The 12,573-nt window shown below is 45.5% G+C and carries 10 protein-coding genes; 2 read left to right on the top strand and 8 right to left on the bottom strand.

From position 1 onward, the window contains the following. Positions 1-261: 261 nt before the first annotated feature. The 4 genes from DYH48_RS13345 to DYH48_RS13325 all read right to left on the bottom strand — a co-directional run bounded on the left by DYH48_RS13345 (position 262) and on the right by DYH48_RS13325 (position 2,682). The gene (locus DYH48_RS13345) at positions 262-918 is read right to left on the bottom strand and encodes a Vat family streptogramin A O-acetyltransferase (RefSeq protein WP_115335037.1); all 657 of its coding nucleotides are present in this window, start codon (positions 916-918) and stop codon (positions 262-264) included. 130 nt (positions 919-1,048) lie between these two features. Next, positions 1,049-1,366, bottom strand: a complete 318-nt coding sequence (locus tag DYH48_RS13340; protein WP_115336136.1) for a hypothetical protein — start codon at positions 1,364-1,366, stop codon at positions 1,049-1,051. A gap of 345 nt (positions 1,367-1,711) precedes the next feature. Further along, entirely contained in the window at positions 1,712-2,164 is a 453-nt protein-coding gene (locus DYH48_RS13330; RefSeq protein ID WP_063883168.1) for a hypothetical protein, read from the bottom strand. 143 nt (positions 2,165-2,307) lie between these two features. After that, positions 2,308-2,682, bottom strand: coding sequence for a hypothetical protein (locus DYH48_RS13325; protein WP_115335036.1), 375 nt, complete (start codon positions 2,680-2,682; stop codon positions 2,308-2,310). Between the two features lie 932 nt (positions 2,683-3,614). Here DYH48_RS13325 and DYH48_RS13320 point away from each other — a divergent pair. Both DYH48_RS13320 and DYH48_RS13315 read left to right on the top strand, forming a co-directional pair. After that, entirely contained in the window at positions 3,615-4,691 is a 1,077-nt protein-coding gene (locus DYH48_RS13320; protein ID WP_115335035.1) for a class I SAM-dependent methyltransferase, read from the top strand. Further along, on the top strand, positions 4,603-6,012 hold the full coding sequence (locus tag DYH48_RS13315) for a restriction endonuclease subunit S domain-containing protein (RefSeq protein WP_172481189.1): 1,410 nt from the start codon (positions 4,603-4,605) through the stop codon (positions 6,010-6,012). The genes DYH48_RS13320 and DYH48_RS13315 overlap by 89 nt, the downstream gene beginning before the upstream one ends. Positions 6,013-6,401: 389 nt before the next feature. Here DYH48_RS13315 and panP read toward each other — a convergent pair whose 3' ends face one another. The 4 genes from panP to DYH48_RS13290 form a co-directional block, all read right to left on the bottom strand. Further along, on the bottom strand, positions 6,402-8,051 hold the full coding sequence (panP, locus tag DYH48_RS13310; protein WP_115335033.1) for a pyridoxal-dependent aspartate 1-decarboxylase PanP: 1,650 nt from the start codon (positions 8,049-8,051) through the stop codon (positions 6,402-6,404). Positions 8,052-8,318: 267 nt separating this feature from the next. After that, positions 8,319-9,518, bottom strand: a complete 1,200-nt coding sequence (locus DYH48_RS13305) for a glycerate kinase (protein WP_115335032.1) — start codon at positions 9,516-9,518, stop codon at positions 8,319-8,321. A gap of 263 nt (positions 9,519-9,781) precedes the next feature. Next, the gene (locus DYH48_RS13295) at positions 9,782-11,140 is read right to left on the bottom strand and encodes a GntP family permease (RefSeq protein WP_115335031.1); all 1,359 of its coding nucleotides are present in this window, start codon (positions 11,138-11,140) and stop codon (positions 9,782-9,784) included. Between the two features lie 344 nt (positions 11,141-11,484). Next, the gene (locus tag DYH48_RS13290) at positions 11,485-12,492 is read right to left on the bottom strand and encodes a catalase family peroxidase (protein WP_115335030.1); all 1,008 of its coding nucleotides are present in this window, start codon (positions 12,490-12,492) and stop codon (positions 11,485-11,487) included. Between the last annotated feature and the right edge of the window lie 81 nt (positions 12,493-12,573).

Here is a 12,573-nt window from a genome sequence, read left to right as displayed (position 1 = left end):
CCTTTCTTGAATGGATGAATGGGCGGGTTATGCCTGATAGTAACCCAGAAATCCTCAGCGCTTTTGTACAAAATTGCGCATATTGGATTTTGTTTTGCGCTTAATGACTGTTTATTAATCATTATTGCTAATGTTGGTTACTTGATATTAGCCAGTTGATGTATTTGTCTCTTGATATATTAGCCACTCGAGATATTAGTCACTTGAGATATTTGCTACTTGATATTTTTGGGGCTCAGTCTTGCTCGCGACTGGCTTTGCTTAGGTCGCCTGCTGTAATTGAGCCAGATCCGCGCCCGCGATGGCGTGTAGGTGCTGAGTGATTTTTTCTATCGGCCAATCCCACCAAGCGATGGCAACGAGCTTATCTATCACATCTTGCTCGAACCTGAGCTTGATGACAGTGGAAGGATTACCGCCAACTACAGCGTAGGGCGGCACATCTTTTGTCACCACGGATTGACTGGCAACAATTGCGCCGTGGCCAATCTTTACTCCAGGCATGATAGTGGCGTTATAGCCAATCCACACATCGTTACCGATACAGGTGTCGCCTTTATGGGGTAAATCGGCGGGATTAGGCATTACCTTTTCCCAGCCATTGCCGAAGATATAAAAGGGATAAGTCGAGAAGCCAGACACTTGATGATTGGCGCCATTCATAATGAATTTCACGTCTTTAGCAATGGCGCAGAATTTACCGATAATCAGTTTATCGCCAATAAAGTCAAAGTGATAAAGCACATTCGACTCGAACCTTTCAGGCCCCGCAGGATCGTCATAATAGGTATAATCGCCGACGATAATGTTCTCGCGGGTAATAAAGTTTTTAAGAAATCCAACCTGAGGGAAGCCTTTCATCGGCACTTTATCGTTGGGATTTGGGCCTAATTGGGAATGGGTTGTTGTGTCAGGCATAACGGTCTCCATCGTTAAAGTACGTATTAACTCGTGCATTCTTTTATGTGAATTGATGTGCGAATTTGTGGTGCCTATTGCGGTGTTGATTGTGGTGCCTATTGTGGTGTTGATAGCCGGATGAGTCGGACTAGTACTCGCCCGTCACCACAAGTGTATTTTCAATAGGTTCAACCACTAAGGCAAGCGTAGTTTTGTCTCGCATAAAGCCGACAGAGCAAATTGCCATCGCGCCACTACCACAGGTTATTTCAGGGTAATCTTCTGTCATTGGCTTTTCATCTTCCGCTACGGGTGTCAACACCCAGCCTGCAGCCAATAAACTTGATTTCACCTCAGCATACTTTTTACCCCATAACGCGCTGGTGTCTTGTGCTGGAGCATATAGAGGCAATGCGCCAAGACTTAGCATGATCAGTGGGAGAATGATTTTTCGCATATAAAATATCTTATTCCTATATGATTCCGGTTGGTCGCTTAGCGCTTGTGAGCGTGTTAACAGCAAATATTATTCATAGTTCCTATGCGCATTATCCCTATGTGCATTAGTTGGGGAAATCATGGCTGTTCTTGTTTATTCGTTTTATCAAATATTTTTTCATACAGTATCCGCGTCGATATAAAAATAACAACGAACACACCCGTATCAATAACAAATTTTAATGGATCAAAATGGTCGCTAAAAATTTCGTAGTGAAAATCGAAGTATTTGAATAATAATTTGGAGCCAATAAAAGCAAAGATAAAAGAGGTAAAGAACTTCAATGGTTTTCCCTTAAAATATGTTGATAAATTAACCATTCTTTTTGGCGCGTTTGTACTCTTGTTGGGATTGATAAATTCCCAGAATGATCAGGCCAAATACGAAATAGAACATTTTTTGCGCTGAAAACTCGATTGTTAACGTAGGATGTTCTAGGTGGCGGTATAGAATACTGTGAGAAATTACCTCTGTTATCGTCAGAATAAATGGATAGCTAATTAATGCGATAGACGATATTTTTGCGAATTTGTACGTTTGAGGTTGTTTAATGAATTTTGCAATAAATAGCAACCCAAATGATAGCGTCAGATTGCTTATCCATAAAATAGCCGCCGTAATTCGTACTTGAGTATGACTGGCTTGTTCCGCATCGGGATAAACCTCTAATATCTCCTGCAAGTAGCTTGCTGGGCTCACTAATCCCCAAACAGGGTAAAGGCATAGCAGCACGGCAGTGAGCATTAAAATATATCTGATAAACATCCTTTTTCTCCTACAGATTTTGCTTAGAAAGCTATACTTGTTATACGAATCATTACCTTAGCATTGTTTTTACAAGTGGCGATGCTTTAGCTAAAACTAAATTATTGTGACAAAATCCTTGTTGTTGAATTGCAAACTATTTTTTAGGCGCCAACAGCAGAATAGATAAGTAGCAAAGATAGCGGGATGGAAAATAGACCAATTAAACGGAATTTATTGTTGAAGTATTGAGCAGACCATAGCGCAAACTTCCTATGTAACCTTGGCTGCGTTAATGCTAAGCCCATTCCGACACCTAACAACACAATACCTATCGCAAAAATGGCCTGTGGAAACTGAGTATCGGTTGAGTAATGGGTAAAAATGAGACCCGCAATAACTCGGCTAAACACCTCAGCAATATGGAAGTAGGGCTGCTCGCTAAATGAAATGATACCCTTCGAGAAAGACGAAGGTTTTACAACCATCACTAGGCTTAATAACAACATCAATAGACCAAAAGCTGCAATAAAGTACATAGTCGTTCCTTGATATAGTGATGTTTTGATGTTTTGATGTTGAAACTATAAATCCAGCGACACAATTAAGCATTCTCATTCCAGTGACACGCTCTGCTTAAATAATAAAAGTCATCCCAGAGGGTCGACGGCGGCATCTACTGCATATGGATGCTCGAATGCCACGGTCACATGGTCAATTATGTTCCCGACATAATAGTGATGTTCCCCATATTCCTATGGGTCAGATATGAATGAGCGGCCATGCCGCCAACGGCCACTTCCATAAGAGTGCTTAATTTCGTTAATTCCTGCGTACCTTTTTAGCCAGTTCCCACACTATCAGTTTCCCTTTTCAAGTCGGTACATCAGGGCATATATTCACTTTTAACCTTAAAAATATGTAGGTGTCCTTACTCTTTTTATTTTTTTGAGGCTATAAGTCCGTCTTTACAATTAAGCACTTTCATTCCAGTGACACGCCATTAACTCATCCCTGAGGGCTCGACGACGGCATCCATGCCGTCAACGGTCACTTCCATGAGAGTGCTTAATTTCGTTAACCTTGGTGTACCTTTTAGCAAGTTTTTACACAATTAACATTCAATTTAAAATAGGTCTTTAGATGGGGCTTTGCATTTTTGAAGCTTAGAAATATGTCCTCACTATTACTTAATGGTTACTTTTCTAGATACAGGTTTGGACAAATGTATATACGCGTTTTTTCCTTATGGTGTATTTAATAGAAAACTGATAAGTTCTAGTAATACAGTTAGTTATGAAATGCACTATTTAAAGGTTTGCCCACTAATGACAATCAATATAGGAAAACCTTTTGAATCTTGGAACTGTGACGTTGTCATGAAGACAACTCCTTACAGGGGTAAGTGTAACCCGTTCAGGGAAGCCGTTCTTAATCCACCATTGAGAACACAATATTGGAACGAAATCACATGAGTGAGCAATCTTTTACGTCCAAACTACGGGCTATTTTTGAAGAGCGTCGCGGTACACACGTATCAAGCTATGATCCAACTGAACTCGCAGCTATTTTGACCGAGCGACAGCTTTTCCCGCAACTACATGAGATTCCAGAACTCACTAATTTACTTGCGATGTATTCTGGGTTTCATACTAGCCTGATGCCCATTCCGCATGTGCTACCGGCGGTCATATCAAAGATTCTCTCCACGCAGTCAGCAAACACGATATTGGATCCTTGCGCAGGCGTAGGTTCTCTTTTAGCCATTGCGCGACAGGCAACTTCAGCAAAGCGGTGCATCGGTTACAACTCAAGTAGGTCGGAGGGGGAGCTGGGAAAGACGCTATTTCCCGAGGCTGAATGGTTTATTGGCCAAGCTTTGGAATTACTGCCTCATCACGAAAACAATTTAGATGTAGTTATCAGCTTGCTACTTTTTAGTGTACCAACCAATGAATCAATTCAATTGCTGGACACAGCAGGAAACCAGATAGAGTTAAAGGGCGACCTTGGGAATTTAATTCTTGCTGCGGCGATGGCTCGGCTTTCCGAGAACGGTGTGGGGCTTTTCGTTGTTCCTCCTTCGTTCTTTCATTCCACTCGCTCAATTATTAAGCACATCCCATACTTGGGATTTAGTTTAGATGCTGCACTTTTTCTTCCTCCTGGATCCTTTTCGCCATACACATCTATTGGGTCTTACCTTTTAGTTGTGAAAAAAGGATTAAAAAAAAGGATGTTTGTTGGTGAGTTAACTAACGACCATCATACTAATTTGCAAATTCTGGAGAACTTCAGCAAAGGTGAACAAGGGGACTCTGTGGACCTTGGTTGCTACGTTGATGCACTTGAGTTTCGAGGCGTCGATTTACTTCGTGCAAAAGATTATTTTGAATCTGCAAGTAAGCATTTCGGTTTCCCTACGTTTGTTCTCGAGGATTTAGCAACGGAAATTAATCTTGGAAGGCTTGCTGATGGGGTCTGTTTTCCCCTCGCTTCGAATGCCATATGTAGTGGCAATATTTATTCCCATGATAGGGAGAAGTGAAGTAGTCGATTCTATCGAAGAGTTTACTTTGAAAGCGCAAAACTACGCCCAAGTCATAATCGATCCTTCTAAATCCTACGCCAAGTTTGTTATGCAGTTCTTGAACAGCGAACTTGGAATGAAAATTCGAGAATGGGCACCATCAGGGATCATTCCAAGACTGAATAAAGGGAGCCTTAAAAAGCTTCAAGTCTTAATGCCTGACTTGGAGACGCAACAAAAGATGCTGGAAATTGATACGCGTTTTTCTGCAGAAGAGAATATCTTGCTTGGTCTTCAAAATGATTTGACGAAACTGAGACGTGACCTCTGGAAGAGCCCACAAGCGGCAAATATGGTGAGTAATAGCTTAGAAGTGTTTTCAGAAAGAATAGCGGGAGTGTTAAAGGGGCAAGTTAGCATTGGCCTTGATCAATGGATTGAAACCATTCCGTTCCCCATAGCGTCTGTTCTTCGCGCTTGGCAGTCCACGGCGAGTGATGATTTCAAGGCCAAATATGAGCATCTTCTGCATTTCTTCGAAGCTACCGCTGAGTTTCTCGGAGTTATTCTACTAAGTGCTTTTTATGGAAACGAGGGACTGTATGATTTGCACAAAGTGAAGCTCAAAGAGTCAATGGCTAAGCAGAATCTTAGTTTCCAGCGTGCAACATTTGGTACTTGGAAGTTAGTTGTGGAATATCTTGGAAAACAGACTCGATCACTTCTGCAAGAGAACGGAAAGAAGTTTGACGATGCAAAGAACGACAGATCAATCTGTGAAACGATATTCGCTGACCAAACGCTAAAGCTTCCGCGCCTCCTATGTAGTAAAGAAATCATTGACGTCCTCCAAAAAACTAACAGTATGCGTAACAATTGGACGGGACATGGGGGTATTGTTGGACAAGAAGAAGCGCAGCACCGTAATGAGCAACTTTTCGGACAGGTGGAAAAACTGAGGCAAGCGATGTCGGATGTGTGGGATACTTCAGTGGTCGTGAATGCACTTAATTGTAAGCCTCGCAAAGGTGTTTTTGAGAATGAGATCGCTATGCTAAAGGGTAGCAATAGCGAGTTTCTAAAGGAATCACGGACAATGTCTACTTGGCTAGATATAGATAGTCTCTACATAATCAACGGGAAACAGGAACGTGCTCTTAAGTTGCTGCCGCTTATTTCTATGAAGTCATCACACGGAACAGCGAAAGATGCATGTTATTTATTTAATAAAATAGAAAAAGATAAAGTGCGATTTGTTTCATATCACTTCAGCAATCGACCAGAGCTCGTTGGACCAAACGACGAGGTGTTTGACACAATCAAACAACTTTCTGAATAAGAACGTTTTGAAAAGAGCTGGTGCACCTACCCCCTTGGTTTTTTTCAAGCTAGTTTTCACACTTAGTGTGGAGCAAGACTGCCTATGTGATAGTGGTATGTATTTTTCCATATGCAGTAGATCACGCAGAAATTAGCTAAGGCGAATTCAACTGCTGACGTGACCTTCGATGACATGGATGTCATCGTAGAGCCGCCATGGATGGCTTCACGGCGTGTCACGGAAGCAGTTGAATTCGGCGGACGAGTGATGGATAAGCGCTTTGTCTTGTCTCTTTAATGTTCAGCTTATTTCGTGTCGCGTAGCAAACAGCCGCAAATAATTTGCGGCTGTTTGCTATTAACACACTGTATTTGAACTGGGATTTAAAGCTTTCGCTAAACAACTCGCTATTGGGCAACCATCGCCATGAGTGCGGGTAAAAACTCGTTATCTAGTGCGGCGATTTCACTTTGTTCGATAAGCACTTGATTGAGGATGTCATGGCTGGTGAGGGGGTTAGCGAGTACTACGCGAAACACCACGGTCGCTTGTCTAAAATAGCGGGCTGGCTGAATGCGGGTGCGGGAGACGAAGGATTTGCCCTGTTCGCGTTGGTGCTTTTGAATAAACTGGGTGAGACCATCAAGTAATTCATTAAAGCGGGCGAGTCTTAAGGTGTCTGCTTGATCACAGGCAAGCTTCATGGCGGCTTGTACGCGGGCGGGCACATAACGGTAAGTCAGCAGACACAGTTCTGGTTCAGTAACCAGCTCAAAATCCTCATGGGCTTTGATTTGCTCTGCAAAATAGCGCGCTTTCTCAAGGCTGTTGTTGATTAAGATTTCATACCCATCGCGGCCGATGATCTGCAAGCAAGCGTGCACTAACATCGCCATGCCAGGGCGTGAACCTTCCAGCGTTTGGCTGCCTAAGTCCTTTGAACCACGGCGCAGGATATATTCGGCGTGATGGGCGATGGCGTGGGCGAACTCTGGGTCTTTAAATAACACCATGCCCGCGCCCATGGGCACGTACATTTGTTTGTGGGCATCGATGGTGACTGAATCGGCAAGTTCGATACCTGCGAGTAAGTGGCGGTATTTATTGGATAATAAACTTGCTCCGCCCCACGCTGCATCCACATGGAAATGGCAGTTTAACTCTTTTGCCAGCGCCGCTAACTCTGCCAGTGGGTCAACATTACCGGTTTCTGTGGTGCCTGCCACGCCAACAATCGCCAACACTTTGATGTTTTTACGGGCAAGTTCAAGGGCGGCTTGGCGCATTTTCGCGACATCGACCTTGTTATCGCTGCCCGTGGGAATGCTGATGATATTGTCGCGGCCGATACCAAGCAGATCGACGGCTTTGCCCAGCGAATAGTGACCGCGCTCCGAGACCAAAATCGCTAAATCGTCATAGCCATAGTGGCGCAGTGCCTTGAGTAAACCTTCGCGGCTGACGCCTTTAAACTCGCCATCGGCTTTCAATAATTGGTTACGGGCGATCCACAGGGCGGTGATGTTGGCCACTGTGCCGCCGGAGCAAAATGCGCCGAGGGAATGATTGGCGCTGTGCATCCAGCTTTGATAAAAATCCGTATCTTGGTCATAAATCAAATGGTGCATCATGCCGAGCACTTGGCGCTCAAGTGGCGTAAATGCCTTTGAGGTTTCGATTTTGACCAGATTTTGATTGAGTCCCACCATCATTTTCGACAGCGGCAACACAAAGTAGGGCAGTGCCGACGTCATGTGGCCGATAAAACTTGGTGCCGCTGTGTGTACCGAATGCGCCACCAGATTTTGCATAATTTCGTCGGTGTAATCGGAAACAAAACGCGGCTGAGTTGGGATCTCAAAGGCTTGAAAATCGGTTTCAATTTCCGACAAGGGTTTTTCGAGCGCGGCGATACTGTCACCCAAAAAGCCTGCTAAGTCCTCGGAGAGCTTCTGCTCGATAATACTCAGCGTTGATCCTGCATCTTCCGGTGCAGTAAAAATGCGGAGCAGACTTTCTTCGGATGCTGTGGCTTGGCGAGGGAGTTTCTGGGTCATGGGGCTTGCCGTCTATTAATTTTTATAGTGAAACCGCAAATTGGCTCGAAGAGTATAAAGGACCAGTGACTTTCGACCAGTGACTCTCAAAATGTTTAATCAGCGGAATACCAAAAAGGGAGCTCACTTTACTGCAAGGCCTTTTAGGCATCAAGCACTAAAATTTGTATTACCAAAGCGTTGCGGCCTAAATAAGCAAAGGCGCCGTTATGGCACCTTTCTTCAACTCATTAAACAGAGGGAATTACTTAAGCATTAGTTCCAGTACTAGCGCTGCCCCAACATGAGTACCGCGCCGATATTTCGGGCGGTATTGCAAAGGTTTAGCTTGGCATTGGCCAGTACATCATCGAGCGGACTTAAGTGCGGAATGATAGGGAAGATAGCCGCCATACCGTGATCCAATATGGCATTGGCGTTGTCACCCAGGCAGCCCGCGATACCGATAGTAGGAATGCCCTGCAGTTGGGCTTGCTTTAATACACCCATCGGGGTTTTTCCAAACACGGTTTGCCCGTCGATGCGGCCTTCACCTGTGATCACTAAATCAGCGCCACGGATTTTGTCCGCAAGGCCAACGGTTTGCATCACAATCTCGACACCGGGTTTAAGCTTGGCATTTAAAAAAGCCATCACGCCAAGGCCCATACCGCCCGCCGCGCCTGCACCCGCATGTTCACGCTGATCACTCATGCCACTTTGGGCAATCACATCGGCATAATGGGCGAGCGCGGTATCGAGCTGCTTAACCATCTCGGGTGTTGCACCTTTTTGCGGACCAAAAATTGCCGAGGCACCCCGCTCGCCGCACAGCGGGTTATCAACATCGCAGGCGACTTCGAAGCTGCACTCACGTAAAAGTGGATGAGCGTTCGAGACATCGATTTGGGCAAGGTTCGCTAGCGCCGCGCCGCCAGAAGGTAAGGTTTTACCTTGGCTATCGAGCAATAAAATGTCCAGCGCTTGGGCCATACCCGCGCCGCCATCGTTGGTGGCACTGCCGCCTAGACCTAAAATGATGTGCTTTATCCCCCGATTAAGCGCATCACAAATCAGCTCGCCCGTGCCATAACTGGTGGTGATCAGCGGATTACGTTGCTCCCTTGGCACATGGTGCAGACCAGAGGCCGAGGCCATTTCAATCACGGCAATCGCGCCAGTACTCATATCAGCGACTGAACCACTGTTTGAGCCAGAATTTGAGCCATTGCCGAGAATGCCTTCACCAAGAATGCCATAGTGCGCTTGCACCCTATGCCCCAGTGGGCCCATGACCTCTAGGCTGACAATACTGCCGCCCGTGGCATCGACCATAGATTGCACTGTGCCTTCGCCGCCATCGGCAACGGGAATTTTGACTATATCGCAGTCGGGTATCACTTGTCTTAAGCCTTGCTCGATGGCGTTGGCCACTTCGAGGGCGCTTAAGCTTTCTTTAAATGAATCGGGGGCGATAACTATTTTCATTAAAAATCCTACAGCTAAATGGGATAAAACAGGGCTCAATGTTGAACACTAAACCCAATGCCACTTACGTTGGGTACAACAGCTTTCCTGTGTAAACACTGAAGGATACAAACGTATTAATATCCATCACAGGCACATTGAACTGTTGCAATTATTTGGGCGATAACAAAAATATCTTGGGCGCGGTTTGCGCCCAAGGGACAAGCTTGAATCAAGGTTAAATCACTAATCACTAATCACTAATCACTAATTACTAATCACTATCAGAGCAAGACTAAGCTCAGCACATACACAGTCAACATAGCGGTGATACCTTGAATAAGGGTTGCCATGGTTTGTGCTTTGTAAGCTTGTTTCACACTCATGCGGCTAAACTGGGTGACGACCCAGAAGAAGCTGTCATTAGCGTGGGAAACCGTCATTGCACCGGCACCAATCGCCATTACCGTTAATACGCGGCCCATGTCGCTGCCAAGGCCGATATCACCGAGCATAGGCGCAACCAGTGCCGAGGTTGCGACTAACGCCACTGTCGATGAACCCTGCGCCGATTTAAGCGCCGCGGCGACGATAAAGGGCATAAAGATACCGATACAGAGTGCCGACAATGATGTGCCTAAAAAGTCACCGATAGGCGTGGCTTTTAAGACAGCACCAAAGGCACCGCCCGCGCCTGTTATTAGAATAATCGGCGCGGCAGTGACTAATCCTTGGCTGATGCGCTCGCTAAATTCACTGATCTTATTCTCACCTTTTAATAACGACAGGGATAAGAATAGGCCAATCATCAGAGCGTTAACGGGCTGACCGAGGAACACTAGTACGTCAAATAACTCTGCTTTACCTAAAGGCGCTGAAGGGAAGTTAGCGATAGAACCTAAACAAATTAATACGATAGGCACAAAAATCGGTGCGAAGGCTTTTAATGGGCTGGGCAGGGTGCCATAGCTTTTTTTCAGGGTTTCATAGTCGCTCGCTTCCGCTTTAAGCTCCTCTGCGCCTTCACCATCTGGCTCAACATCGGCAAAACGGTTCGCCCATAACATGCCTGCTAATGCGGCTACGGCGGCCACAAAGAGACCCACGCCAATCACTAAGCCCAAGTTCGACTCTAAGCCTAAGTTACCCGCGGCGGCGATAGGCCCCGGTGTTGGCGGTACAAAGGTGTGAGTGGCATACAGACCCGTAGCTAAGGCAACGCTCATGGAGACGCTAGAGACCTTCATGCGGTTCGCCATCGATTGTTTTAGCGAGTTCAAGATCACAAAGCCCGAATCACAAAAGACTGGAATAGACACTAGGTAGCCGATGACCGACATAGTTAATGTCGGGAAGCGTTTACCTAATACCTTGATCACCACATCAGCCATAGTAATGGCGGCGCCGCTTTTTTCTAGAATGATACCTATGATAGTCCCCAAGACGATCACAAGGCCGATATAACCTAAGATACCGCCAAAACCTGTGGTGATGGTTTTAGCGATTTCTCCGCTCGGTAAGCCATAGGCGAACGCCGCGATAAAGGCGGCTAGAATTAAGGTTAAAAAGGGGTGGAGTTTAAATTTTGAGGTCGCGATAACAATAAATGCAATCACGCCGATAAGAATAAGCACTAAGTTCATATTATGTCCCGTTCAGTTCTTGGCTGAAGTTTTTGAGTAAGTTTTTTGACTTATATTGTAGGGCGCAGTGCTTATTTGGGCCTGAGTCCAAATGAGGGCTGCTTTAAGGTTATCCTATTTTAAGATCATCCTATTATTGTGCAGGCATGCTTGAATAGCTTTGGTTAAATCCACGGAATTACCGCGTTATGTTTCGCCATTTTTGTGCTCATGCACAAAAATGCTTAGGTGAATTCGAATGTAAGAGGGGGCATTTTGTCGATAAGGGGGGCTTGTCGGTAAGAGTTGGCAAATAGGGCTATTTGCCAACCTTAAATAGGAGGAACTTGGCTTAACTCGTCGTTTTATTGGCGACGAATAAAAGATTCGACATAGGCAGCGGTGCGAGCATTGAGTATCGGATCTGCAGACGCGGCAATGCCCTTAGGTAATAACAGCGGGTTGAAAATGCCTTTATCGCACTGTTGCACTTGGGGATCGCTATCTCGTTCACCGTTAATCACCACTTGGCCTACTAGTAAGCGCTGGCGAGTTTCAGGCCAAATCACGGTAGGGTCATTGATTTCATCGCCCGTTTCAGCCAATTGAATATAGAGATTCCATTGTGCTGGCTGGGTTTTAATGCGCTCGAGTAATTCCGCCTTTAAAAAATCGTCACCCAGATTAGCAAGTTCGCTGGCTGACAGTGCTGCCGTACCTGCGACGGGTTCAAAAATCCACTTTCCCGCAACCGTTTCACCTTGCTGAGCGCCACCTTTTTGGGTGCTAAACAGGAAGCTATTCACGCCGTAGTAGCGGCTGTTGGCAAAACTTGGGCTAGGAGGCAGCTGTTTGACATAGTCGAAAAAGGCTTTAGCGCTGGGTTGATTGTCGATAAGCCACTGTTTACCTGCTGCGCCTTGTTTCACTTTGGTCTGAAAGGTAAAAAAGTCTTCTAGATTACTGGCGAAGAAAACGGGGACGTTAGTGGTAACAAAGTTAAGGTTTTCTTTATCGCCATCTATTTTGAGTGACATAAAGCGCCCAGCGGTTTTATCGGAGATCTGTGGATTCGTGCCACCAAGGGAAAAACGGGCAGTGACTTTAATGGCATCTTGATTAAAAAACGGAATCGCCAGTGCTTGTTGTAATTGCGGATCCGGTTTAAAAGTGCCTGAGGTGCAAAATCCTTTCGTGTGATTACGCAGTTTGACCTTTTTACCCGCCTCGCGACTTGCCGCATCGGGCGTGCCATTAACGGCATCAACCAGCTCTGGAATGGTTTTTTCGGCGGCGACTAATGTCGGTGAAGTCAGCGCTAAGCCTGTGAGGATAAAGGCTTTGGCGAGTAAAGTCAGTTTGAATGGGGTCATTGCAATTCCTTTCAATGGTCTGGGTCGAGCGTTCGACATCTCGACGCGAGATTGTTATTAGAAACTATAGGAGAGGGGATA

Source organism: Shewanella baltica (assembly GCF_900456975.1).
Taxonomy (GTDB): Bacteria; Pseudomonadota; Gammaproteobacteria; order Enterobacterales; family Shewanellaceae; genus Shewanella; species Shewanella baltica.
The sequence above is the reverse complement of the archived record's forward strand: the minus strand, read 5'-3'. Positions and strand labels throughout refer to the sequence as shown.